General features: G+C 64.0%; 28 protein-coding genes. 4 read left to right on the plus strand and 24 right to left on the minus strand.

The genetic code is table 11. The features are described from left to right. Positions 1–18 precede the first annotated feature (18 nt). Positions 19–444 (minus strand): nucleoside-diphosphate kinase, encoded by a 426-nt coding sequence (gene ndk, locus H597_RS0124580; protein WP_028104439.1) that lies wholly within the window; start codon positions 442–444, stop codon positions 19–21. A 225-nt stretch (positions 445–669) separates the two neighbouring features. Here ndk and H597_RS0124585 point away from each other — a divergent pair, with 225 nt between their 5' ends. Then, positions 670–1,353: a Bax inhibitor-1/YccA family protein gene (locus tag H597_RS0124585; protein ID WP_028104440.1), complete on the plus strand. Its 684-nt coding sequence runs from the start codon at positions 670–672 to the stop codon at positions 1,351–1,353. Positions 1,354–1,608: 255 nt separating this feature from the next. Here H597_RS0124585 and rlmD read toward each other — a convergent pair whose 3' ends face one another. The 7 genes from rlmD to H597_RS0124620 all read right to left on the minus strand — a co-directional run bounded on the left by rlmD (position 1,609) and on the right by H597_RS0124620 (position 8,337). Next, a complete protein-coding gene (gene rlmD / locus H597_RS0124590; protein ID WP_028104441.1) occupies positions 1,609–2,949 on the minus strand; it encodes a 23S rRNA (uracil(1939)-C(5))-methyltransferase RlmD in 1,341 nt (446 codons plus the stop codon). A gap of 67 nt (positions 2,950–3,016) precedes the next feature. Further along, on the minus strand, positions 3,017–4,027 hold the full coding sequence (gene rpoS, locus H597_RS0124595; RefSeq protein WP_028104442.1) for an RNA polymerase sigma factor RpoS: 1,011 nt from the start codon (positions 4,025–4,027) through the stop codon (positions 3,017–3,019). A 10-nt stretch (positions 4,028–4,037) separates the two neighbouring features. Then, a complete protein-coding gene (locus H597_RS0124600; RefSeq protein WP_028104443.1) occupies positions 4,038–4,934 on the minus strand; it encodes a peptidoglycan DD-metalloendopeptidase family protein in 897 nt (298 codons plus the stop codon). Between the two features lie 16 nt (positions 4,935–4,950). Then, on the minus strand, positions 4,951–5,835 hold the full coding sequence (locus H597_RS0124605; RefSeq protein WP_028104444.1) for a protein-L-isoaspartate(D-aspartate) O-methyltransferase: 885 nt from the start codon (positions 5,833–5,835) through the stop codon (positions 4,951–4,953). Then, on the minus strand, positions 5,832–6,569 hold the full coding sequence (gene surE, locus H597_RS0124610; protein WP_028104445.1) for a 5'/3'-nucleotidase SurE: 738 nt from the start codon (positions 6,567–6,569) through the stop codon (positions 5,832–5,834). Before surE ends, H597_RS0124605 begins: the two co-directional genes overlap by 4 nt. A gap of 98 nt (positions 6,570–6,667) precedes the next feature. Beyond that, a complete protein-coding gene (locus tag H597_RS32390; protein ID WP_051294082.1) occupies positions 6,668–7,708 on the minus strand; it encodes a KGGVGR-motif variant AAA ATPase in 1,041 nt (346 codons plus the stop codon). 23 nt (positions 7,709–7,731) lie between these two features. Then, positions 7,732–8,337 (minus strand): toll/interleukin-1 receptor domain-containing protein, encoded by a 606-nt coding sequence (locus H597_RS0124620; RefSeq protein ID WP_028104446.1) that lies wholly within the window; start codon positions 8,335–8,337, stop codon positions 7,732–7,734. A 116-nt stretch (positions 8,338–8,453) separates the two neighbouring features. Between H597_RS0124620 and H597_RS0124625 the strand changes: the two genes are divergently transcribed. Next, positions 8,454–9,428, plus strand: coding sequence for an NADPH:quinone oxidoreductase family protein (locus H597_RS0124625; RefSeq protein ID WP_028104447.1), 975 nt, complete (start codon positions 8,454–8,456; stop codon positions 9,426–9,428). On the opposite strand, the gene H597_RS32395 is transcribed toward H597_RS0124625, so the two are convergent. The 10 genes from H597_RS32395 to H597_RS0124675 form a co-directional block, all read right to left on the minus strand. Next, a complete protein-coding gene (locus tag H597_RS32395; protein WP_051294083.1) occupies positions 9,415–9,876 on the minus strand; it encodes a hypothetical protein in 462 nt (153 codons plus the stop codon). The genes H597_RS0124625 and H597_RS32395 overlap by 14 nt on opposite strands. Next, positions 9,836–10,567, minus strand: coding sequence for a DUF899 domain-containing protein (locus H597_RS0124635; RefSeq protein ID WP_028104448.1), 732 nt, complete (start codon positions 10,565–10,567; stop codon positions 9,836–9,838). The genes H597_RS32395 and H597_RS0124635 overlap by 41 nt, the downstream gene beginning before the upstream one ends. Continuing rightward, positions 10,564–11,223: a Vgb family protein gene (locus H597_RS0124640; protein ID WP_028104449.1), complete on the minus strand. Its 660-nt coding sequence runs from the start codon at positions 11,221–11,223 to the stop codon at positions 10,564–10,566. Before H597_RS0124640 ends, H597_RS0124635 begins: the two co-directional genes overlap by 4 nt. Before the next feature lie 49 nt (positions 11,224–11,272). After that, positions 11,273–12,493 (minus strand): hypothetical protein, encoded by a 1,221-nt coding sequence (locus tag H597_RS0124645; protein WP_028104450.1) that lies wholly within the window; start codon positions 12,491–12,493, stop codon positions 11,273–11,275. Between the two features lie 13 nt (positions 12,494–12,506). After that, the gene (locus H597_RS0124650; protein WP_028104451.1) at positions 12,507–12,977 is read right to left on the minus strand and encodes a hypothetical protein; all 471 of its coding nucleotides are present in this window, start codon (positions 12,975–12,977) and stop codon (positions 12,507–12,509) included. Further along, the gene (locus H597_RS32400; RefSeq protein WP_083941267.1) at positions 12,974–13,522 is read right to left on the minus strand and encodes a DUF998 domain-containing protein; all 549 of its coding nucleotides are present in this window, start codon (positions 13,520–13,522) and stop codon (positions 12,974–12,976) included. Before H597_RS32400 ends, H597_RS0124650 begins: the two co-directional genes overlap by 4 nt. Continuing rightward, positions 13,519–14,220: a DUF6683 family protein gene (locus H597_RS0124660; RefSeq protein WP_035375092.1), complete on the minus strand. Its 702-nt coding sequence runs from the start codon at positions 14,218–14,220 to the stop codon at positions 13,519–13,521. The genes H597_RS32400 and H597_RS0124660 overlap by 4 nt, the downstream gene beginning before the upstream one ends. Continuing rightward, complete coding sequence (locus H597_RS33560; protein WP_051294085.1) at positions 14,217–14,600, minus strand: hypothetical protein; 384 nt, start codon at positions 14,598–14,600, stop codon at positions 14,217–14,219. Before H597_RS33560 ends, H597_RS0124660 begins: the two co-directional genes overlap by 4 nt. Further along, positions 14,597–15,262, minus strand: a complete 666-nt coding sequence (locus tag H597_RS0124670) for a DUF6683 family protein (RefSeq protein ID WP_229632239.1) — start codon at positions 15,260–15,262, stop codon at positions 14,597–14,599. The genes H597_RS33560 and H597_RS0124670 overlap by 4 nt, the downstream gene beginning before the upstream one ends. A gap of 225 nt (positions 15,263–15,487) precedes the next feature. Then, positions 15,488–16,534 (minus strand): hypothetical protein, encoded by a 1,047-nt coding sequence (locus tag H597_RS0124675; protein WP_028104454.1) that lies wholly within the window; start codon positions 16,532–16,534, stop codon positions 15,488–15,490. 88 nt (positions 16,535–16,622) lie between these two features. Here H597_RS0124675 and H597_RS0124680 point away from each other — a divergent pair, with 88 nt between their 5' ends. Continuing rightward, positions 16,623–17,390, plus strand: coding sequence for an alpha/beta hydrolase family protein (locus tag H597_RS0124680; protein WP_161630641.1), 768 nt, complete (start codon positions 16,623–16,625; stop codon positions 17,388–17,390). Here H597_RS0124680 and yoaA read toward each other — a convergent pair. Both yoaA and H597_RS0124690 read right to left on the minus strand, forming a co-directional pair. Further along, complete coding sequence (gene yoaA, locus H597_RS32410; RefSeq protein ID WP_051294086.1) at positions 17,387–19,408, minus strand: DNA repair helicase YoaA; 2,022 nt, start codon at positions 19,406–19,408, stop codon at positions 17,387–17,389. The two genes, H597_RS0124680 and yoaA, sit on opposite strands and share 4 nt — an antisense overlap. Before the next feature lie 26 nt (positions 19,409–19,434). After that, on the minus strand, positions 19,435–19,635 hold the full coding sequence (locus tag H597_RS0124690) for a YdcH family protein (RefSeq protein ID WP_028104456.1): 201 nt from the start codon (positions 19,633–19,635) through the stop codon (positions 19,435–19,437). A gap of 145 nt (positions 19,636–19,780) precedes the next feature. Between H597_RS0124690 and H597_RS0124695 the strand changes: the two genes are divergently transcribed. Beyond that, a complete protein-coding gene (locus H597_RS0124695; protein WP_307580969.1) occupies positions 19,781–20,581 on the plus strand; it encodes a PP2C family protein-serine/threonine phosphatase in 801 nt (266 codons plus the stop codon). On the opposite strand, the gene H597_RS32415 is transcribed toward H597_RS0124695, so the two are convergent. The 4 genes from H597_RS32415 to H597_RS0124715 form a co-directional block, all read right to left on the minus strand. Then, positions 20,578–21,267: a hypothetical protein gene (locus tag H597_RS32415; RefSeq protein ID WP_051294087.1), complete on the minus strand. Its 690-nt coding sequence runs from the start codon at positions 21,265–21,267 to the stop codon at positions 20,578–20,580. The genes H597_RS0124695 and H597_RS32415 overlap by 4 nt on opposite strands. 13 nt (positions 21,268–21,280) lie before the next feature. Then, positions 21,281–22,378, minus strand: coding sequence for a cell division protein ZapE (zapE, locus tag H597_RS0124705; RefSeq protein ID WP_028104458.1), 1,098 nt, complete (start codon positions 22,376–22,378; stop codon positions 21,281–21,283). Positions 22,379–22,497: 119 nt separating this feature from the next. After that, positions 22,498–23,931, minus strand: a complete 1,434-nt coding sequence (lpdA, locus tag H597_RS0124710) for a dihydrolipoyl dehydrogenase (RefSeq protein ID WP_028104459.1) — start codon at positions 23,929–23,931, stop codon at positions 22,498–22,500. Between the two features lie 12 nt (positions 23,932–23,943). Then, positions 23,944–24,270 carry a PspC domain-containing protein gene (locus H597_RS0124715; RefSeq protein WP_028104460.1) on the minus strand — a complete coding sequence of 109 codons (327 nt, stop codon included), beginning with the start codon at positions 24,268–24,270 and terminating at the stop codon, positions 23,944–23,946. Positions 24,271–24,335 lie beyond the last annotated feature (65 nt).

Below are 24,335 nucleotides of genomic sequence, written 5' to 3' on the forward strand. Positions count from 1 at the left end.
ATTACAACCGCAAATAAATTAACGGGAGTAAACGTTCAGGGCTGGGAAGTAGTAGGCGATTTCCACAGCGGCGGTTTCAGCGGCGTCGGAGCCGTGAACAGCGTTGGCGTCGATGGAGTCAGCGAAATCAGCACGGATGGTGCCTTTTTCTGCCTTCTTCGGGTCGGTGGCGCCCATCAGGTCGCGGTTTTTCAGGATCGCGCCTTCGCCTTCCAGAACCTGGATCATCACAGGACCGGAAACCATGAAGTCAACCAGATCCTTGAAGAATGGACGCTCGCGGTGCACAGCGTAGAAGCCTTCGGCTTCAGCGCGTGACAGCTGAACCATACGGGCTGCGATCACTTTCAGGCCTGCGCCTTCGAAACGGCTGTAGATCTGGCCGATCACGTTCTTGGCTACTGCGTCAGGTTTGATGATCGACAGGGTGCGTTCGATTGCCATTATGAAAAACTCCAATAAAAAGAAAGGTTTAAAACAAGAAATTAGATTCTCGATCAACCCTAGATTTTAACATAGTTCACTCTATATACCTAAGGAATCGCAGTGAAGAGCCCGGCGCCGGACTTATATGGGCTTCCCTTACGGGGTTTTAAGTATTTCCTAAGGCAGAAAGCCCCCATCCGGTCGTCGGCATGCTATGCTTTTTAATAAAGGAGGCATTTAATCATGCAAAACGTACATCATTTCGGTAGTGCAGTCGCAACCGACAACGCAGTCATCCGCAATCGCGTGCTGCGCAATACTTACTGGCTGCTGGCCCTGTCGATGATCCCGACCGTGCTGGGCGCCGCCATCGGCGTCATGTTCGGCGTGCCGATCCCGCGCGGCTTCATGGGCGCCCTGCTGTTCCTGGGGATCGCCTTCGGCTTCTTCTACGCCATTGAAAAGAACAAGGATTCCGGACTGGGCGTGGCCCTGCTGCTGGGCTTCACCTTCTTCATGGGCCTGATGCTGACGCCGCTGCTCCAGCGCACCCTGGGCTTCAGCAACGGCGCCACCCTGATCATGACCGCGTTTGGCGGTACCGCCGCCGTGTTCGCCGGTCTGGCCAGCTACGCCACGGTGACCAAGCGTGATTTCTCGATGATGGGCAAATGGCTGTTCGCCGGCGTGATCGTGCTGATGCTGGCATCCATCGCCAATATCTTCCTGCACATGAGCGTACTGTCGATCGTGATCTCGGTGATGGTGATCGCCGTCTTCTCGGCCTACATCCTGTTCGACGTGCAGCGCATCGTCAACGGCGGCGAAACCAACTACGTCTCCGCCACCCTGGCCCTGTACCTGGACGTGTACAACATCTTCACCGCCCTGCTGAACCTGCTGGGCCTGGCCGGCGACCGCGACTAAGCGCACCCGCTCCCTGAAAAAGCCGGCAAACGCCGGCTTTTTTCTTTGCTGCGCACCTTGGCGGCATCGCAATCCGTGACCGCACGATAGGCGAACACTTATGGCATCGCTAGCCGCCGGCGCCTATCATGGGCGGCATGACCGGAACGATCAGCATCCTTCTTCGTATCTTGGAAAGGCTGGCCTGAGCCCTCCTCCTCCGGCATACATGACCAGCGGACAGTCTTCCGTGGAGGGCCTGCCCGCTGAATCTCCTTATTCCAAGTCGAACACCGCCATCGATTCCACGTGGGAGGTGTGCGGGAACATATTCATCACACCGGCCTGGGACATACGGTAGCCGGCGCGGTGCACCAGCACGCCGGCATCGCGCGCCAGGGTGGACGGCGAGCAGGAAACGTAGACGATACGCTTTGGCAGCATGTCCGGATTCGATTCCTTCAGCTCGGCCAGCGCCAGCGACAGCGCCATGGCGCCGTCGCGCGGCGGGTCGATCAGCATGCGGTCGAATTTACCCAGGGCGATCAGGTCATCCTTGGTGATTTCGAACAGGTTGCGGCACTGGAAGGTGGTATGGCCATCGACGCCGTTCACCTTGGCGTTGGCCAGCGCGCGCTCGGTCAGCGCGGTCGAGCCTTCGATACCGACCACTTCGCGCGCCTGGGTCGCCAGCGGTAGCGTGAAGTTGCCCAGGCCGCAGAACAGGTCGGCCACGCGCTCGTCCTTCTGCACGTCCAGCAGGCGCAGCGCCTTATGCACCAGCACGCGGTTGATGTGGTGGTTCACCTGGGTGAAATCGGTCGGCTTGAACGGCATCTTGATGCCGAATTCCGGCAGCGTGTAATACAGCTCCTTGCCTGCCGGGTAGAACGGATAGGCGGTGTCCGGGCCTTTGGGCTGCAGCCACCACTGGATCTTGTATTGGTCGGCAAAGGCTTTCAGCTTGTCTTCGTCGCCCTCGCCCAGCGCCACCATATTGCGCATCACCAGAACGGTATTGTCCTCACCCACCGCCAACTCGATCTGCGGCACCTTGTCGAAGATGGTCAGCGAGTGGATCAGGGCGCGCAGCGGCATCATCATGTCCGACACGTGCTTGGGCAGGATCTGGCAGCTCTGGATGTCGGCCACGAACACCGATTTCTTTTCGTGGAAACCGACCAGCACCGTGCCCTTCTTGGCCACATAACGCGCGGACAGGCGTGCGCGGTAGCGGTAGCCCCAGGTCGGGCCGTACATCGGGCGCATCATGGTGTCGGACTTGACCTTGGACAGGTGCCACAGGTTGTCCTCCAGCACGCGCTGCTTGATCGCCACCTGGGCCGAAGCGTCCAGGTGCTGCATGGAGCAGCCGCCGCAGACGTCAAAGTGCTCGCACTTCGGCTGGACGCGCATCGACGATTCCTTGTGCAGCGCCGTCATGCGGCCCTGCTCCCAGTTCTTCTTCTTGCGCAGCAGCTCGAAGCTGACTTTTTCGCCCGGCAGCGCGCCTTCGATGAAGACGACCTTACCCGGCGAACCGTCTTCGTTCTCGATGTGGCCAACGCCACGGGCATCCATGTCCAGGGATTTGATTTCGACGATGTTGTCTTGCATAGCGATTAAGATTGCAGCCGGCGCATTGCGCGCCCAAAGCCCGCTATGATAGCAGAGAAGCTGCCTCTTAAAGCAGCGAATCGCGGACCACGCCGCGCGCCGCCATTGCCCGCTTCAGCTTGACCAGTGCTTCCTGCTGGATCTGGCGCACCCGTTCGCGGGTCACGCCCATTTCCTCGGCCAGGGTCTCCAGCGTGGCGGGATCGTCGTTATCCAGCCCGAAGCGCCGCATGATGACGATGCGCTGCTTGTCCGGCAGCTTGGTCAGCCAGTCCCGCACCAGCACCGTCATTTCATGGTGCTCGGCGCGCGCGTCCGGCGAGTCCTCCGAATCGCCCGGCAGCATGTCCATCAGCGAGGACTGCGGATCGTTGTCCAGCGGCGCGTCGAGCGAGGTGGCATGCTCGGACAAGGCCAGGATATCCTGCACCTCCTCCACCGGCCGCCCCACCAGGTCGGCGATATCCTCCGCTGTGGCATCCTTGCCGTTGTGGTGCTGCGCTTCCAGGTGGTACTTCCCGCGCAGGATCTGGTTCAATTCGCGCACCATGTGTACCGGCAGGCGCACCGTGCGCGCCTGGTTCATGATGGCGCGCTCGATGCTCTGGCGGATCCACCAGGTGGCGTACGTGGAGAACCGGAAGCCGCGCTCCGGTTCGAACTTGTCGATGGCGCGCATCAGGCCGATGTTGCCCTCCTCGATCATGTCGAGCAGGACCACGCCGCGGTTGATGTAATGCTTGGCGATCGACACCACCAGCCGCAGGTTATGTTCGATCATGGTCTGGCGCGCGGAGAAGTCCCCTTGCTTGGCCAGGGTGGCGAAATGCACTTCCTGCGGCGCCGTCAGCAGCGGACGGGTGCCGATCTGGTTCAGGTAGTGCTGGGTGGTGTCGGTGGAGAGCTCCGCCGCCAGCACTTTTTTCAGCTCGTCGACGGTCTCGAGGACGGCGTTGCCTTCGACCGCAACCTCGCCGTCCCCCTCATTGGAATCGATGGCTACTTCATCGATCGGCTCGTCCGGGAATTCCTCAGGAATCGAGTCGTCTTCCAGTTGGTCATTCGGCGAGCGTGTCATGGGTGCTTATCTAGCGGTTAGGCAGGAATTTCGATGGATCCACCGGCTTGCCCTGCTGCCTTATCTCAAAGTGCAGCTTGACCGTGTCGGTATCGGAGTCCCCCATTTCAGCAATTGCCTGCCCCCTGCGCACCTCCTGGCCTTCCTTCACCAGGATGGCGCGGTTATGGGCATAGGCCGACAACAGGCTGTTACTGTGCTTCACAATGACGAGATTACCATATCCGCGGATGCCGCTACCGGCATACATCACTTTTCCTCGCTCCGCAGCCAACACTTGTTGTCCCGCGCGGCCGGCGATATCGATGCCCTTGTTCTTCCCTTCGTCGAACTGGCCCACAATGCGCCCGTCGGAAGGCCAGGTCCAGGTCAGGTCGCGGTCTTCCGCGCTCATGGCCGACGCGGGCGCCGGCGCAGGGGCCGGCGCTGGCGCCGCACTGGCCATCTGGACCGGTTTTTCGGACCGTTCTTCGTTTTTCTGCAATTCCGCCACGGCGGACTCTGAATAGACGCGTTTTTCCCCCTTCGGCGTCGATTTGCGCGGCGGCGGCGGGGTCTTTTCGATCTGCGGCGGGGCCGGTACGGACGCGGTCTGCACGCCTTCCGGCGGCGCCAGTTTCAACACCTGGTCAACCTTGATATCGTCCGGGTTGGACAGGCTGTTCCAGGCCGCCAGCTCGCGGTAATTCAGGCCGCGGTCGAAGGCGATGCGGATCAGGGTATCGCCCTTGCGGACGGTGTAATAGCCTTCCTTGTCTTTCGTCTCCTCCACCGGGGCAGCTTTCGGCTGCGGAGTCAGATTCGATGCCGAGCGGTCCACGACCGGGGCCGGGGTATTCACGGTCGTACACGCGGTCAGTACGGCCAGCGAGGCCGCCGTCAGTAAAAGGGAATATTTCTTCGTCATTCTATAAGTCTGTGTGTTAAACGGTGCCAGGGCGCAGCGGCACAAAGTGGCAGTCTTCCAGTGTTTGGCGCACCCATTCGTTCTTGCTGACACGGGTCACCAGTTCGAGATGCTGGGTGCGGGCCCCGACCGGGGCGACCAGGCGGCCGCCGATATTCAATTGATCCAGCAAGGCCTGCGGCACTTCCAGGCCGGCGGCGGCAAGGATGATGCCATCGAATGGCGCCGCCTGCGGCAAGCCTAGCATACCATCTCCGTAGTGCAAGCGCAGATTCGGCACGCGCATGGGGCGCAGGTTGGCCTTGGCCAGTTCATGCAATGGCTTGATGCGCTCGATCGAGAAGACCTGCTTCGCCACGCACGCCAGCACCGCCGCCTGATAGCCGCAGCCGGTGCCGATTTCCAGCACGCGCTGCAAGTCCTGGCCGGCGCGCATCACCTCGATCATGCGCGCCACGATATAAGGCTGCGAAATGGTCTGGTGGTGGCCGATCGGGAGGGAGGCGTCGATATAGGCCTGCGGCGCCAACCCTTCGTCCATGAACAGATGGCGCGGCACGGTGTCGAGCGCGCCCAGCACCACCGGGTCGGCGACCCCCTGCCGGGCCACGCGCTGCACCATGGCGCGCCGCACACCGTCCGACACCAGCGCGTGCTGGCGCGGCGCGGCGACCGGCGCCGGCTGCACCTGGGCGCGCTCCTGGGCGTAGGAGTGGGAGCGCGAAGGCGATGCCACCGGCTGCGGCGGGCGCCAGCCGCCCGGACTGGCAGCGGCCGTGCGCGCGGCGTTCTGGGTGGCCGTTTGTGGCGTGGCCACGCTGTTGTAGACCGGCTTTTTCGCCGGGCTCTTGTCGGTGATGGAAGACAGGGGCAGCGGGAAAGTGCGGGTCTTGTCGCTCATGCGATGGCCTTTGCCAAGGCGTCGAGCTGCTGGCGATGGGTCAGGTCAATCTGCAGCGGCGTCAGCGACACGCGTCCATTGGCGACGGCGTGGAAGTCGGTGCCTTCGCCCGCATCCTTGCAGGCGCCCGGCGGGCCGATCCAGTAAATCTCGCGGCCGCGCGGGTCGAGCGCCTTGACCACGGGTTCGGCCTGGTGGCGCCGGCCCAGGCGGGTCGGGGTCAAGGGCCCCAGTTGCTCGTAGGGCAGCGCAGGGATGTTCACATTCAGCAGATAGGGCCGCTCCAGCAGCTCCAGGTAGCGCTCGACCAGTTCGCGCGCCACGCGGGCGGCGGCATCGATGTTGGCCCAGCCATATGATCCTTGCGAGAAAGCAATTGCCGGCACACCGAACAGATAGCCTTCCGTCGCGGCGGCCACCGTGCCGGAGTACAAGGTGTCGTCGCCCATATTCGGGCCGTTGTTGATGCCCGAGACCACCAGGTCCGGTACATAGTCCAGCAAGCCGGTCAGGGCCACGTGGACGCAGTCGGTCGGCGTTCCATTGACAAAATAGAAACCATTGGCTGCCTGGTGCACCGACAGGGGCCGGTCCAGGGTGAGCGAATTGGAGGCGCCGGACCGGTTGCTGTCGGGCGCCACAACCACGATATCGGCGATAGGCTGCAGGGCTTCCGCCAGCGCATTGATGCCAGGCGCCAGGTAGCCGTCGTCATTACTGATCAGAATTCTCATACAGGGAATTTTACCTGAAGCAACGCGGAAAAAATGAAGGGGAAGCTGCGAAAACAGGGGAATCCCCCTGTTTCTCAGCTTCCCTGCAATGAAGTCCTTTACATCGCCACCGGTAGCGGCCAGTAGCCGGTGCGTTCCTGCTCGAGCGGCATGGGGTGGTGGTTGTTCAGCCCCGCCGTCGCGGAGGGCAGCCTGTGCCAGGGGCAGAGGCCGCCGTGAAACCATTGCATGAACGCCTCATAACCCTGCCGCAGGGCCGGCGCGGGCATCGGTTCGCCGCTGGCCAGGCTGGCGCAGTGCGGCAGTTGCACGGCGTCGAAATAGCCTTCCAGCGACAGCCAGGGCAGGCCGTACGCCTGGGCCAGCATGCGCTCGAACAGCGGCTGGTAGCCGGCGTCGCCGCGCCGCCACAGCAGGCATTGCGCCTCGTCCGCAAGGTCGACGCGGGACGGCAGCGGATAGACCAGCAATTGGCGCTGCTCGTCTTCGTGGCTGCTGCGGTAGCCGGTGGCGCGCGCCACCAGATCCTGCAGGCCGTCCAGGTTCTGCCGGTTGGGCGCGAACACCAGCACCAGCCGGGTCGGCAGCAAGGTGGTGCAGATGGCGGCGCAGTCCGCCCGCCCGCTGCGGGCGTCGACCAGGACGTGCTCGAAATGGCGCGCCAGCCGCGCGGCAAAGGTGCGGAACAGCGCGGGGCAGGCGTCGAACAGTCCTTGCCAGTCGATCATTGCCGCGCGTTCCGCGTGGCCGCCGTCGCACCGCCCAGCGCGCAGCAGCCAGAGAGGAAGGTCGTCGCATGCCCGCACCAGGTACTGCTCCCAGCGCACCGAGTCCAGCACGGCTTCGGCCAGCGCCTCGTCGCTGGCATAGCGGCCGGCGCGCTCCTGCAACTGCTCGCGGCATGCCTCGAACAGCTCCAGCACCCCGGGGGCACGCGGCGCACCAGGGAAATAGTACTGCAGGCCCGGTGCCTCCAGGTCCCAGTCCACCAGCAGCACCGGGGCTGTCCTGCGCTGCGCCAGCAAATACCCGAGATTGGCCAGCGCCATGGTGCGGCCCACGCCGCCTTTATAGGAATAGAAAGTGGTGACTTCGCCGGCTGCGGGCAGCTGCGGCAGGTGCAGGCGTAGGAATTCCATGGTGCTCTTTCTTTCAGTGGTTATCAGCGTGGGAAGTGCGGCGGCGCCGGCGGGCGCCACTCCGGCGGAACCGGCGGCAGCGCGAACTCCCGGCAGTCGTGGCCCGGCGGAATACTGGCCTTCAGGCAGTGGTAGTGCATCGTGATACGGTCCACGATGCGCCGGATATCGGGCAGGAAATCGGGGTTGGTCTTCAAGTCCCCGGTGGCCAGCGTGTAGCGCGAAAAGTCCACATACATGCCAGGCTCGCTGATCTGGCGCGGCAGGCAAAGCGGGTGGCGGGTCATGATGACGGGGATGATCAGGTGGCTGGGCAGCTCGTACCAGGCGCCGCGCTCGGCCTCGATCATCTGCATGGCGGCGAATTCGCGCCGCGTGTACGGGTGGGCCTCATATTTGGGCGTATAGATCATGATCATCGACACGCTCTGGCACATGGCCATGGCGATGCGGCGGTCGATGTCGTCGCCGCCCCCCAGCTGCTCGCTGTCGACAAAGAGTTCGGTCTCGTTGTCGAAATGGGGCTCAAGGTAGCACTTCAAGGCATCGACCAGGTCGTCCTTGAAGCGGCTCATATATGCGTGCTGGCCATGCGCGTAACTGAAAAAGCAGCCGTACCGGATACTCATGGCAATTGCCTCCCCTGCCCGCCCAATGTACGCCGCCCAGCGCGCTGAACTTTGTCGCAGCGCAAAGCGTTACCGGGCATAATTGCACGACCGTTCGATAATCATATGGAGGCAATATGAAGGCTATCGTTTGCAAGGCATGGGGCTTGCCCGACACCCTGGTGCTGGAAGACCTGCCGGACCCTCAGCCCGGGCCCGGCCAGGTGCTGCTGCAGGTGAAGGCGGCTGCAGTGAATTTCCCCGATGTGCTGATCATCCAGGGCAAGTACCAGTACCAGCCGCCGCTGCCGTTTACGCCCGGGAACGAGGTTTCCGGCGTGGTCCTGTCGGTGGGCGAAGGCGTGCAAGCGTACAAGCCGGGCGACAAGGTGATCGCCTTCTCCGCCCATGGCGGTTTTGCGGAACAGATGCTGGCGCCCTCGGCTTCCCTGATGCTGATGCCGCCCGGGATGGATTTCGACACCGCCGCCGCCATTACTCTGACCTATGGCACCTCCCATCACGCCGTGGTGGACCGCGCACAACTGAAGGCCGGCGAGACCATGCTGGTGCTGGGCGCGGCGGGCGGCGTCGGCCTGGCGGCGATCGAGATCGGCAAGGCGCTGGGCGCCCGCGTGATCGCCGCCGCCTCCACCGACGAAAAGCTGGCCGTGTGCCAGGCGCATGGCGCCGACGTCCTGCTCAACTACAGCAGCGGCGATTTGCGCGAGGCGATCAAGGCCGCCACCGGCGGCAAAGGTCCGGACGTGATCTACGACCCGGTGGGCGGCGCGTATGCCGAACCGGCTTTCCGCTCCATCGGCTGGCGCGGACGCTACCTGGTGGTGGGCTTTGCCAACGGTGACATCCCGAAGCTGCCCCTGAACCTCGCGCTGCTGAAAGGCGCGTCGCTGATGGGCGTATTCTGGGGCGAGTTTGTCAAGCGCGAACCGAAAGCCAACCAGGCCGGCATGATACAGCTGCTCGGCTGGCTGGCCGAAGGCAGGATCCGCCCGCACATCTCGGCGCGCTATGCGCTGGCGGACACTGCGCAGGCCCTGAACGCCATGGCGGCGCGCAAGGTCACGGGCAAAGTGATCATCCAGCCTTGATGAGGCGTTTCAGGCGCGCGGCCAGGTAGAAAACGGCGCCGTTCGCCGCGAGCATTGCCCCCAGGTGCAGGCCTGCCGCCGCCAGGGCTTGCAGCAGCGCGCCGGCAGCCCCCGCGCCGCAGACCTGCATCAGGGACGGCAGCAGCGCAAGCCCGCTGCCATGGACTGTGGACATGAAAAAGCCCCACAGCGCCATGCCCGCCCGCCCGGCCTGCGCCTGGCCCCTGTGGCAGCGCCAGGCAAGTGCGCCGGCCAGCAGCGCGCCTGCGCCCCATTGCAGCGCGGGGCGATCCAGCGGCAGCCGCAGTGCGCCCGCCGCGGCCATCACCGCCATCGATGCCGCCTGGCCGCAGGCGATAAGCGCCATCGGCCGCCAAGGCCGGATGTCCGCCATGTCGCGCTGCGCCTCAATCGTGCGCGCCGCAGCAGGACGCGGCTTCTTGCGCATATCGGTCGTGGTACTGCACCCACGCCAGGCCGTACGGCATCCCCTCCTCCTGCCGTCCCAGCGGCGTGAGGTCCAGCATGCGGTAAGTGTGCATCATGACCTCGACACCGCGACCGTATGTCGAATAGGTGTGGTAGACCGCACCCGCCTCGTCCTTGTAGAACACGCTGATACCCGGCGCATCCTGGAGCGGGAAAGGCTGCTTCTTGAAGTTGTAATAAACCGCGCCCCCGGCCATCTCCTCCGCCGCAAAGCTGACATGGAAGTCGTAGTTGAAATCGCTCTCACCGCACGACACCCATTTGAATTTCCAGCCCAATTCCCTGCGCATATTCTCAAGGCTTGCCAGCGGGGCGCGCGACACTACGACAAAGCTCACGCCGCGCTGCGCCAGGTGCGGCAGCGCACCGTCCGTGTGGTCGGCCATGTAGGAACAATGCGGGCAACCACGTTCCTTCCCCGGTGCGAACATGAAGTGCTGCACCACCAGTTGGCTGCGCCCCTCGAACAGGTCCGCCAGGGAGCGCTTGCCCTGCGGCGTGTCGAATACGTATTGCTTGTCCACACGCACCCACGGCAACGCACGCCGCGCACTGGCCAACTGGTCTTGCTGGCGCATCAGCTCCTTTTCGCGCGCCAGCAAATCCAGGCGCCGCGCCAGCCACTGCTCGTGATTGACCACGGTATTCATGGCCGTTCTCCTTGCGGACGGCGCACGGCACGCACTTTGCCGCTGCCTCCGCCGCCGGCGTAGAACAAGCCGGCGCCATCGGACTCCAGGCCGCTGACGAATACGCCCTGCGGCATTTCCAGCCGCTCCAGCACTTCGCCGGTATTCGGATCGATGTGGCGGATGTCGCTCTGCTCCCCCTCCCAGGTGGCGTGCCACAGTTCGCCGTCCACCCAGGTCACGCCGGTGACAAAGCGATTCGATTCGATGGAACGGATGACGGTGCCCGTCTCGGGGTCGATCTGGTGGATTTTGCGGTCGCGATACTGGCCCACCCACAGGCTGCCTTCGGCCCAGGCCAGGCCGGAATCGGCGCCATGGCCGGGTGCCGGAATCGTCTTGAGCACCTTGCCGCTAGCCGGGTCGATCTTGTCGATGCGCTGCTCGGCGATCTGGTACAGGTGCTTGCCGTCGAAAGCCGTGCCGGCATCGGCGGCCAATTCCAGCGTGCGGGCCTGCTTGCCGCTGGCGGGATCGATACCGATCAGCCGCGCGCCCGTGGCGGCCCATACCAGTTCGCCGTCATGGGTCACTCCGTGGATTTTGGCGGCGCCGTCGAACGGGCCGTACTCGCGCACGATCTCGGCCGTGCGTACCTTGCTTGTAGTGCTGTTCATTGCCTGGCTCCTTATGTGGCGCGCCTTGGACCGGCGCCGCAAGTGCACTTTATTCCAACGCCAACGCAGCGGGGAGTAACAAGATTGTCGTGAATCCAGCCAGGGGCGGCGCCAGCCAGCGCCGCGTGCGGGCGTTGCCGATGGCGCGTACCCGGCCGTCCGCTTCCAGCTCCGCCAATGCGCGCTGGACGGTACGCTGGCTGGCGTCCAGCGCCAGGGCAAGCGCCGATGTCGACCAGGCGGCGCCATCGGACAGCAGCGCCAGCAGGGACGCCTGCTCGCCGTCGATCGGCGGCTCCAGCACGGCCAGTTCGCGGCCGCAGTCGGGCCGCAAGGCAAAGCCGCGCGGCGTCGCTTCGATGCCGGCCAGTCCTTTGGCCAGCGCCCGCAGGCGGCCAATCTCGACCCGCAGGCGCGCGCGGTGGGTTTCGTCGGGCCGGCGGGTGTTAAAGGCGCGCTCGATCAGCACATCGCGCTGTGCATCGCCGGGCCACGCCTCCGCCAGCGTGCGCGCCAGCGCGAACAGCACCGGCCGGCGTGCCAGTGGACGCCAATCGGCAGCGCATCCCAGTCCTCGCCTGCAGGCGTCCAGCACCAGGGTATCGGAAGCCAGCAAGGCCGCCACTTCGTCGAGCTGCATGGCCTGCCCTTCAGGCGCTCCATGGCGGCGCGCCGCAGGCCTCCCGAGCGCAGCCGCGGCCTCGGCCACTTCGGCCAACAACTCCGGCACGCCCGAGCGCACGGCCGCCGCCTGGGCCCGTGCCAGCGCTGCACGCGCCGGCATTGGGCGCAGGGAACGCATCGCCAGCTCGGCCCCGGTCAGTTCAGCCACCGCCGCCAGCGCCGGCGTCAACGCCCGCATATCGAGGCGGGCCAGCTCGGACGCGGCGGCATCCAGGCGTCCCAATAGCAGGAATTTTCGGGCCGCGATCAAGCGCGCCTGCAGCGCATTGCCGTAGTCGCCATGCGATTCCAGCACGGCCAGCGCCTCCGCCAAAGCGCGCGGCGGAGCGGCAAAGTCGCGCATGGCCAGCGCCACTTCGGCCTCGGCAACCACGCAGCGTGCGCGCGACAACGCTTCATGCCCGCCGAAGCCGCGCGCTGCGCGCCGCAGCAGATCGCGCGCTCGCGGAAAATTGCCCAGCCGCGCCATGGCGATGCCGCGCAAGGCCAGCGCCGGCGGGTCGCTGCGCAGGGAAACGTGCTTCAATGCGCCAAGAACATCGCCGCTGGCAAGGGCGCGCGCAGCGGCAGTGACCAGGGAATCCATCGAAGCAGTGCGACTATCCCGCCCGGCACGCGCGCGAAGCAGCGGCCCGCAGCAGGATGCGCGAATAAAGCTTGTGAAATCCCAGCAGGGCGCGGAAGGCGCGGCCCTGCCGTGCACTGACGACGGCGGAGCCAAAATACAGCCTCGTCCCCTGCCCCACCGGTGCCGCCATCAGCCATGAACGCGTGCTGCCCGCGTAATCGCACATCAGCAACTGATTCGGCGCGCGCCCTTCCACCGACCATGCGGCGAATTCTTCGCGTTGGCCGTTCGCCAGGGCTCGGGCTTCCACATCGCGCGACGGGCGCGCGACGCATAAGGCGAGCAACAAGCGCTCAAGCTTGAATGGTGCGCTGGTGTAGAAGGCTTCCACAAAGGCCGCATGGCTTACCTGCCCCGGTACGTCGATGGCGAAGCAATCGGTATAGTCGCCCTGCAGGCGGTAGCGCTGCAACAACGCATCGGAAGGCAGTTCCGCCATCATGAATACAGCGCACAGGAAAGCCCGCCGAACAGGCAGGCTTCGGCCAGGCGCTGCAGGGCGCCGCGCCAGCCGGTCGACCGCATCTGGCCAATCAGGATGCCGCAGCCGATCACGGCAATCCCGGCCGCCTGGAACAACAGGCCATGGCCGCGCGCCAATGTTATGAGAGCGATGCCGCCACCCACGTATTCAATGCCGCCGGCCAGATTGTGCAGGGCCTGGCGCGCGGTGCCCGAGCCAGGCGAGCCCGGATCGCAGGGAAACAGAGCGGCACCGATATAGCCTGCCGCGATACACCCGGCCAGTGCGGCGCTCACAGGCTCGCTGGCCGATGCCAGCCAGGCGACTGCCAGCAGCAGCGCTCCCACCGGCAGGAACAGGCCGAACGCCACGAAGCCCTGGTCGCGCGCGCCCGTCTCTCCCAACTCGCTGATCGTATGCGCCCAATGGCTGTAACCGGCCTTGCGGCGGCCAAGCACGACGCAGGCAGCCAACAGGTAGGCCGCGGCGGCCAATGACATGGTTTGGGCTGGGGTTATGCTCATTCGGCAAGCATAACACCCCGCTCGCTGATCCGCAGGCGCTCCGGATCGGTCCCCAAAACAAGCTTCAGGTTCTCGCGCGCGCTATTGCGCAGGTTGGCCGCCACGTGTTCCTGCTGCGATTTCTGCTGCTGCGATTTGTAGGCAAGGGCCATGAAGGCGCCCACCATCGCGCTTTTCTCGTACAGGTCGCGGATCGATTCAGCGCTTTGCCTTTCGGCCAGCCGGCGCGTGCCGGCGCCCCGCCGCAGTTGCTCGGCGACGGCGGCAAATTCCGCATCCTGCACGTCGCGATTGGCAAAGACCATGTAATTGCCCACGATGAAAGCAGCCATCGCGCCATCCAGGTCGTTGCGCTGCCAGCCCATCTTCTCCGCGATCTGCTGGTAGACATCCATGCTTTGCTGGAAGGCTTGCCGCATGCTCGCCTGGCTCGCCGCCGGGAACACTTTCGACAGTTCCTGCGCATTGCGCTGCACCGCCGGCGGCGCCGACGCGCGCGCAGAGCGCGAATCGGTGTCAGAGTGCGTGTGCTTCCCGGTGTTCATCGAATTGTTGTTCATCGCGGCCATATTGCCGAAATTGACCAACGGAACACCGAACGTTGCGTAGTCCTGGCCCAGCCATTGGGCCTGGGCCGCCTGTCCTGCCATCAAGGCGCTCGCCAGCAGCAGGGCTTTCAGCGTAATGTTCAACTTCATGCGGAGAGCATCTGACTTGGCAGCAAGTCGGACATATTCTCCGCCACGCTGCGCGCGTTAAAACAACGGAAGCGGAACTCGCCGCCATCCTCCAGTTCAACCACGACGATCCCGGTGAGGATGCCGAATTCGCGCCGCACGGCGCGCACCTCGCGCAAGGAAATGTGCACCGATTGCAGATTGTCGTGCACCGCCTTATTCATGATGTTCGGTATCCAGTCAATTGCATCGGCCGATACGGTGACGGTGCCGCCCACCCACAAGCCGCCCATCATGGTGCCGATGGCCTCAACCTGGCGCCCCGCCACCCCGCCGATACCGCGTTTAACGACGGCGTCCGTAATAAATGCGTTGCAAAGTTTTTTGATAAAGATCGTCATTGGAACCTCATCCCGTTTTTATCGACAAGCAAATTGGAGGGATCGCCTTTCAGCACCAGTTGCAGGTTTTCGCGCGCCGCGTTGCGCAGGTTTTCGTAAACCGCGGGAGGCTGCGGCTGCTGCTGGTTCGATTTGAAGGCCAGCGCCATGAAGGCGCCGATCATGGCGCTTTGCTCGAACACGTCGCGCACCTTGTCGGCTTCGGCGCGCGTGTTGACGCCCTGTAGCTTGTTCTGGGCGCGCATCTGGTTGGCGACGGCGGCGAACTCCTCGTCCGAGACTTCCACGCCCTTCAGCACCATGTAGTTCCCCACCAGGAAGGCGGCCAAGCCGCCCGCCATATCGCGCGGAGTCCAGCCCAGCTTCTTTTCAACCTGCAGGTAGACGTCCATGCTCTTGACATAGATGTTTTCCATCTCGGCGCGTTTCTCAGGCGGGAAGTGCTGGGCCAGCGTACGCGCATTGGCCTGTATCGCCGGCTTGGACTTCGGCAGGATCGGCGGAGCCTTCTTCACTTCCGTCCTGGTCGGCACCGGGACGCGCAAGTCCGGCTGCGGCCACACCACGACATTGTCGTAGCTCATGCCGTAGCCGCAGCACTGGCTATGCGCGGCGGGAGCGGCGCCCAATGCCAGCACGGCGAATATCACGCTGTACTTCATCGCTAAGCTCTTCATTTGACATAAAAGATTGATGAAGAATATACAAGAAATCACAGCACGCCAATCGAATTCAAGGGCGTGCAAGTTACTCAAAGAGCAGCGAAGAATTCCAACAGATGCGCTTTATATTGGACCGGGTCGTAAGCGCCCGTCCCCTGGTACGCGGCGGGATTTACAGGTCAAGCATGGGCGCCTCCTGCGCCTTGCGGAAGCCGAACGTAATCGTCATGCGGCGCGGCGTTCGACCAGCAGGCGCAGCGGACCGGGCAGCCATTGGCGCAGCGTGGCGCCGATGGCGGCTTCACGGCGCTGCCAGAATACGCCAGCGGCGATAATGGCAATGCCGATCGCCGTCAGCGCGACCGGGAACATCAGGCTGTCCTTGAATACCGTGTACGACAAATGCCCCAGGTAGCCCGCCAGGCCGAAGCCGCCGAACACGGCGAATACACGGCGCGACAAGGCGGCGCCGATACCGATCATCAGCAGGTTGATCATGCAATATACGAGCTTGCCCAACTCGCTTCCCGAATCCATCGACGACAAGGCGCCCCAGAACGTCAGCACACCCCAGACGTACAGCCAGAACGCGAAGTCCTTGCCGCTGCGGTTGCGCAGGTCGACCCACAGCGCCATCAGCGTCATGGCGATGCCGAACAGCCCTGAAATGACTTTACCCTCCTGCGAAAAGAAGCCGTGGCTGCTGCCCAGCAGCATGGCGGTGACGTCCATGCTCATGTACCACAGCGTGACCGCCAGCGGCATCACCGTAAACGGCATGCGGTAGCGCCACAACACGACGGCGCCGACGGCGAGCGTCGCCAGTTCCATCAGGATCCAGCGCCAGTCGATGTAATAGTGGTAATTGCGATAGGCATCGCCGGCTTGGCCGTCCGCCCACAGACCAAGCATATGCTGCAGGCCGTAGACCGCCAACGGCACCAGCACCACGGCGAATGCGGCCAACACGCCCGCCGGCAGCAGCAGCTGGCGCGCACGCAGCCATTCGACGCTGCCGATGGCAGCCGCGATATAGCAGATGGAGATCAGGAACAGCCCTGTGCCGCCGAACGACTCCCAGCCCAGCGTCATGAACAGCGACATGGCGCCGATGGCGATCAGGCCGCCCAGGTAATACAGGATATGCGCCGTCTTGAACCCGGGCGTGTGCTGCTCGCGCTCGAGCAGGTAGTGCCATAAGCGTCCCGCCTGGCTCGCATCCAGCAAGCCCTCTTGTGCCGCGTCGTCGAGCATCGCGCGTGTCAGCTTCATGGCCATTCCTGATAGTTGGTGAATTTTTAAGGATTCTATTGCATCTGCTGGCAAAATGGCCATTCACCAATCTGCTGGGAGGCGAGCAATGGCTCTACGCACCATGGCGCTGCTGGCGCTGGCCCTGCATGGCACGGCGGCGCTGGGCGGGGAAGTCCTGCTGGACATCCCCACGCGGCCCGGCGCCACGGTCAGGGTGTTGGAAATGACGGGCGAGCACGCCGCCAGCCACGTGGTACTGTATCTCGCCGGCGGCACGGGCCAGCGCGGCCTGCTGGGCGTCTGGCCGGGCAGCCTGCCGACCGATCCCGATACCCTGTACGGGGCCCAGCGCCAGATGGCGCAGCAGGTGGGCGCCATGGTTGCGGTGGACACCGCCAGCGACCATGAAGTGTTGACGATGGACGACCGCCAGGGCTCCGCGCACCGGCAGGACATCGCCGCGGTGGTGGCGTTCATGCGGGCGCGCCATCCGCAGGCGCGCATCGTGCTGATGGGAAGCAGCAATGGCGCCTTTTCGGCCGCCCATGTGGCGAACCGCCTGCCGACGGTGGATCAAGTGGTGCTGGTGAACGCCAGCGCCGATGCATGGGCCGAAGCGCCGCACCTGAAGCGGCCCGTGCTCGGCGTGCACCACAAGCGCGACGCCTGCCTGCCCTTCCGCGACAGCTACCCGAAGGCGCGCTTCTATCCGCTGATCGTGGCCGACAGCCCGGCATTCCCGCCCGTGTCCATCGCTACCCCGCGCGACTGCAGCCGCGAAAGCGCGCACGGCCTGCATGGCCAGCTGTCGCAAGTCTACCGCGCTATCGGCGCCTGGCTGCTGACCGGGGCGGCGCCGGCAACCATCCCTTAAGCGGCGTCGCCGCTGAAGAAGGCGATCACCTCGGCCGCTTCGCGGGTGCGCTTGAACGGCGGCAGGCTTTGCCAGATGCGGCGGCCGTAGGGTTTGGAGATCACACGCGGATCGCACAGCATCAGCACACCGCGGTCGCCTTCGTCGCGGATCAGGCGCCCCGCGCCCTGCTTCAGGTTGATGATCGCTTCCGGCAGCGTGTGGCCCATGAAGCCGTTCAGGCCCTGGCGTTCCATCACTTCGATGCGCGCGGCCAGCACTGGATCGTCCGGCGGCGCGAACGGCAGCTTGTCGATGATCACCAGCGACAGCGCCTCGCCGCGCACGTCCACGCCTTCCCAGAAGCTCTGGGAGCCGATCAGCACGCCGTTGCCGGCCTTGCGGAACTGGTCCAGCAGCTCGGTGCGGCCGCGGTCGCCCTGCACGAAGAGCGGGAACTTCAGGCCACGCTTGTCGAATTCATCGCGCAGGCGGTCGGCGGCGCGCTTGACGGCGCGCAGCGTGGTGCAAAGCAGGAAGGTGCGGCCGCCCGCCGCCTCGATGACGGGCAGCGCCGCATCCAGCACGGCGTCGGTGTAGCCCAGCGAGTTCGGGTCGGGCAGGCCTTGCGGCACGTACAGGATGCCCTGCTGTTCATAGTTGAACGGGCTTGGCCAGTTGCGCGCGACTTCGTTCTCCAAGCCCAGCTGCTGGGCAAAGTGGGTGAAGTCGTTCTTCACCGCCAGCGTGGCGGAGGTGAAGATCCAGCTGCGCGGCACGCCTTCGCGCTGGCCGTTGAAGATCGGCGCGATGGACAGCGGCGTCTTGTGCAGCTGCAGCGAGCTTTGGAAGGCCTCCACCCAGAACACGGCCTCCTCGCCCGGGACCACCTTGGCCTTGGGATCGAACTTCCAGGCTTCCAGGCGGGCCGACAGTTCGTTGCCGCGCACGCGGCATTGCTCGATGGTCTCGGCGCGCTCGGCGTTCTTTTCCAGCACGGCGACCATGTCGATCAGCTCGTCCTTCAGCGTCTGCAGCGCCGGGAAGAAATCGCTGGACGGCGCGATCTGCGGCAGCGACATGCGCACGATGTCCTGCGTGAAGGTCAAGCGCAGATCGCGCGCCGCCTTCTCGACCGGCGTGACGACCTTGGCCCACTCGGCGCCATCACGCGCATGGGCCAGGCCCTCGGCCAGCACGTCCCGGCACAGCTCGAGGATCTGCGAGGTGGAGATGCTGTCGCCGAAGAACAGGGTGGCGGTATCGGGCAGCTGGTGCGCCTCGTCGAAGATCACGGTGTTGGCCGACGGCAGCAGCTCGGCCACGCCGGTATCCTTCAGCGCCACGTCGGCGAAGAACAGGTGGTGGTTGACCACCACCACGTCCGCCTGCTGCGCCTCGCGGCGCGCCTTCATGACGAAACAGTCCTGGTAGTACTGGCACTCCTGCCCCATGCAGTTCTCGCGGGTGGAGGTCACCAGGTTCCACACCAGGGCATTTTCCGGCACGCGCGCCAGCTCCGCCTTGTCGCCGGTGCTGGTCATCTTCAGGAAGCGCGAGATCTCGCGCAGGTGGCCCACATCCTCGCGCGAGGTCATGCGGCCGTTCTGCAGCGTGCGCTCCAGGTGATAGTGGCACAGGTAGTTGGAACGCCCTTTCAAGAGCGCCACCGAGACCGGCGCCTGCAGCGCAGCGCGGATGGTCGGAATATCGCGCAGGAACAACTGGTCCTGCAGATTCTTGGTGCCGGTGGAGACGATGGTCTTGCCGCCCCATAGCAGCGCCGGCACCAGATAGGCGAAGGTCTTGCCGGTGCCGGTGCCGGCTTCGGCGATCAGGGTCTGCTGCTTGTCGATGGCGTCGGCGATCGCCTTGGCCATCTCGGTCTGCGATTTGCGCGGACGAAAACCGCCCACTGCCGGGCCCAGGGGGCCGCCGGGCCCAAACAAGCGCTCAATATCGGCGTCATGCGCCCCCGGAGGGAAAACCGGTTCGTTCGGCGCGCCGGGTTCGGCGGTCGGCTGTTGTGGATCTGTCAAGTTCGTCGTGGAAGAGAGTGGCCTGTTCAGGCCGGTACGTCGGGCACCAATTGCATTTTCAGCAGGGTGATATAGTCTTTCAATTGCAGCTTGCGCTTTTTGAGCCGGCGCAACTGAAGTTGATCGTGGTGACCATCCAGCGTCAACATTTCAATGACCGCGTCCAGGTCGCGATGCTCGACATCGAGCTCTATAATGCGGCGCTGGATCTCTTCTTTGTTGACCATAGATGGATTATCATTCTGGCAAGTTCGATTAACGTTTGCTTACAGTTTCGCGTGGACAACAGGCTATACTTGCAACGAAACTGTATACAGGTGCATAGTTTAACTCAGGTAGTCATTGGAAAGAAGCTGTCAAGTCCTTATGAGCATGTACAAGATAGAGGCCGGAACCGCGCAACATCTCGGTAGCCGGCCCCAACAAAATGACCGCGTCGCACTGTTTACCGCGCCAAAGGCACCGGGCTATGTGCTCGCCGTGCTGGCCGACGGCATCAGCGGCGGCGCCACAGGCTCTGAACAGGTGCTGCACACGGCCAAGCAATTGTTCGACGAATACCGCGCGTCGGAAGTCGTCAGCTTGCCGCGGCTGGAAGAACTGGTGCGTGAAATCGCCCACGATGTACACGAGATCCTCGTGATGGATCCCCGCACCGGCGCCAGCGAACCGCTGTCGACCATGGTGCTGATGGTGTTGACGCCGGAGCGCCAGGCCGTCTGGGGCGTGGTCGGCGACTCGCGACTGTATCGTTTCGACAACAAGGAATGCCTGGCGCGCAGCAGCGATGCCGATTACGTGGCGCACCTGATGGAGCACGACAAACTGCCGGAAGAAGCGGCACGCAAGCACCGCCAGGCCAAGCTCTTGACCAATGCCCTGGGCAACAAGAACCGGGCCCCGTTTGTCAGCTTCGGCGTACAGGAAGACTTGAAGGCCGGACAGGCGTTCCTGCTTTGCTCGGACGGCTTATGGTCCTATTTCGCTGACGTGGAACTGGCCACCGCAGTGGCCAAGAAGTCGCCGCGCGAGGCGGCCGAAATCCTGATCAACAAGGCGCGCGAACGCGCCCAGGGCAAAGGCGACAACTGCTCGATGGCCATCATCAAGCTGGTCGCCCTGCCCAAGGAGCCGGTGAACTACACCGTGCAGAAGATGCGCAAGGCGGTTTAAGGCTTGCTGCCAGGCTGGGTTTCCGGCTTGGCTTCAGGTTTTTGCGCCGATTCGGCGCGGCGTTTTCTCTTCTCTTCTTTTTCGGCCAGCTTGGCCTTGATTTCGGCCTGCCGTTTCTCGGATTCGGCCTTCTTGCGCTCGAACTCCACGGCCTGGGCCGCGTGCTTCGGCGCGTCGGCCGCTTCACGGGCAAGGCGGGCACGCTCCCTTGCGTCATGCTCGGCCTGGCGCTGCTCCACCGACACGGCGGCGGGCTTGGGCAGCGGCCTGGCCGCCGGCGACGCTTTGGGCGGCTTCGGGTTGGCCGCGTTGAAGGCCGCTTCCGCCGCATCCTTCTGGGCCCGGTCCTCCAGCTCGCGGTCGCGTACTTCCACCACGTTCAGGCGCTTGAAGTGGCTCGCTTCCACCTCCACCGAGCGCAGTTCGGCCAGACGCATGCGGCGCTGCTCCTTTGCCTTGTCGAGACAGGCGTTGACGAAAAACTTTTCGTAGCACAGCGCTTCGCTGGTGCTGAATTCCGCCTCCACCGCTTCGCGGTCCTTCTTCACTTGCAGCAGGCGGGCATCGGCCTGTTCGATGGAATGGGTTTCCGGGGTGCGCGCGGCATCCGGCGTTGCCGGAGCGCCGATGTCCTGCGCCAGCGTCACGCCGGGCAGCAACAGGGCCAGCCAGATCAGGTTCTTCAAATTATTCTCCTTGTCAGGACAGCTTTTCGGCGGCGCCGCGCTGTTCCTTTTCCATATACTCGCGCGACTGCATCTCGACGATGCGCGACACGGTGCGGTGGAATTCGTTGGATAGCACGCCGGAGGTGTACAGCTCTTCCGGCTCCACTTCGGCCGACATGATCAGCTTGACCTTTTGGTCGTAAAACACGTCGATCAGCCAGGTGAAGCGGCGCGCCTCGGACGACTGTCCGGCCGACATCATCGGAATACCGGACAATATCACGGTATGGAAGCGGCTGGCGATTTCCAGGTAGTCGTTCTGCGAGCGCGGGCCGCCGCACAAGGTGGCGAAATCGAACCAGATGATGGTGCCGGCGCGGCGCAGGGCCTTGAGTTCGCGGCCCTCGACCTGGATGCGCGGGTCCTCATCGGCCGTTTCCGCCACGCGGGCAAAGGCTTCGCGCAGGTGGCGGTCGGTGTCGGCGTTGAGCGGCGTGTAATAGGCATCCACCTGCTCCAGGGCGCGGCCGCGGTAGTCGATGCCGGCGTCCACATTCAGCACATCCATCCGCTCCTTCAGCAGGGCGATGGTGGGCAGGATGCGGTCGCGGTGCAGGCCGTCCGGGTACAGGGTGGACGGCTCGTAGTTCGAGGTCATGATGAAGGACACGCCGTTGTCGTACAGCGCCTTCATCAGGTTGTACAGGATCATGGCATCGGCCACGTCCGACACGTGGAATTCATCGAAACAGATCAGGCGGTACTTCCTGGCGATGCGTTTCGCCACTTCGTCCAGCGGATCTTCCACGCCGCGCAGCTCATCGAGCTGCATGTGCACGTCGCGCATGAACTCGTGGAAGTGCAGGCGCGTCTTGCGCACCAGCGGGATCACCGAATAGAAAGAGTCCATCAGGAAGGACTTGCCGCGCCCTACCCCGCCCCACATGTACACGCCGCGCGGAGGCGTCGGGCGGTTGATCAGGCGTTTGAAGGAGTTCGAGCGCTGGGACTTGTAGGCGACCCATTCGTCGTAGCACTGCTGCAGGCGGTCGACGGCGCGCTGTTGGGCGGCGTCGGATTTGAAGTCGCGCTGCGTGAGCGCGTGCTGGTAAAACTCTTGGACATTCATCTTGTTTGAACCGGTAAACCAGTGTCAGACCCGCGGGGTCTGACACTTTATGACACGGCTGTCGCGGGCCCTGGTGTCCGACCCCGCGGGTCCGACACCGGTTTACCGGTTTTCCGGGTTTAGAAGTTCAGCGTACGCTTATCGACAGCCAGCGCCGCTTCCTTGGTCGCTTCCGACAGCGATGGGTGTGCGTGGCAGATGCGCGCGATGTCTTCCGCCGAAGCCTTGAACTCCATCGCCACAACCGCTTCGGAGATCAGCTCGGAAGCCATCGGGCCGACAATGTGCACGCCCAGGATCTCGTCGGTGGTTGCATCGGCCAGGAACTTCACCATGCCGTTGGTATCGCCCAGCGCGCGCGCGCGGCCGTTCGCCAGGAACGGGAAGGTGCCGGCCTTGTACGCCACGCCTTCCGCCTTGAGCTGCTGCTCGGTCTTGCCCACGGAAGCGATTTCCGGATGGGTGTAGATGACGGACGGCAGGGTGTTGAAGTTGGTGTGGCCATGCTGGCCGGCGATACGCTCGGCCACGGCAACCGCTTCTTCTTCCGCCTTGTGCGCCAGCATCGGGCCGCGCACCACGTCGCCGATCGCCCACACGTTCGGCAGGTTGGTCTTGCAGTCTTCGTCCACGGTGATCATGCCGCGCTCGTCGACAGCCAGGCCCACTTTATCGGCGCCCAGGCCGATGGTGTTGGCGGTGCGGCCGATCGACACGATCAGCTTGTCGAACACGGATTTCTGGGCTTCGCCCTTGGCGTCGGTGTACTCGACGGTGACGTTGTCCTTGCCCGCTTCGACCTTGGAGATCTTGCAGGACAGGTTGATCGACAGGCCCTGCTTGGTCAGCAGCTTGTGCGCTTCCTTGGCGATCTGCTCATCGACTGCGCCCAGGAAGGTCGGCAGACCTTCCAGCACGGTCACTTCGGAACCCAGGCGGCGCCATACGGAGCCCAGTTCCAGGCCGATCACGCCGGCGCCGATCACGCCCAGCTTGGCCGGTACGGATTCGATGTTCAGGGCGCCGGTATTCGACAGGATCAGTTTCTCGTCGAATGGGGCGCCAGGCAGCGCGCGCGGGTTGGAGCCGGTAGCGACGATGATCTGCTTGCCGGTGATGGTCTCGGTGGTCGGGCCGGAGATGGCGATCGGGTAGCCTTCCGCGCCAGCGGCGCCGGCGAACGCGCCGCGGCCGTGGAAGAAGGTGACCTTGTTCTTCTTGAACAGGAACAGGATGCCGTCGTTGTTTTGCTTCACAACGGTGTTCTTGCGCTTCAGCATCTGGGCCACGTCGAAGGACAGGCCTTCCACGTTGATGCCGTGCTCTTTGAAGCTGTGCGATGCGTGGTCGAAGTGTTCCGACGATTGCAGCAGCGCTTTCGATGGGATGCAGCCAACGTTGGTGCAGGTGCCGCCTGGGGCTGGCTTGCCGGCTTCGTTGCTCCATTCATCGATACAGGCTACGGAGAAGCCCAGCTGCGCTGCGCGGATGGCGGCGATGTAACCGCCAGGACCGGCGCCGATAACTACTACGTCAAATTGTTTGTTGCTCATGTATTTTCCCAATCATTGGTCGTCCGTAGGGACGAAAATCCACATAAGGATGTAAATCAGCCCGCCGAAGCCGGCACATGTTGCGACCAGAACGAAGATCAGGCGCCAGATCCAGGATTCGATCCCGGTCTGCTGGGCGATGCCGCCGCACACGCCGCCCAGCCAGCGGTCGTGGCTGGCGCGGCGCAGCTTGCCGATTTCGGTGGCGAAGTCGCCGCCGGCCTGCTGGCTGCCGCCGCTTTGCAGCAGCTTGTCCTTGGCACGGGCGAATTCTTCATCGCTCAGGGCACCAGCCTGGTGCAGTTCGTGCAGGCGCTTCAGTTCTTCGGAGACGCTCATGTGACCTCTCGTCGAATAGTTAAACCGGTACACCAGTGTCAGCCCCGCAGGGGCCGACACTGGCC

This window comes from Pseudoduganella violaceinigra DSM 15887 (assembly GCF_000425385.1).
Classification (GTDB): Bacteria; Pseudomonadota; Gammaproteobacteria; order Burkholderiales; family Burkholderiaceae_D; genus Rugamonas; species Rugamonas violaceinigra.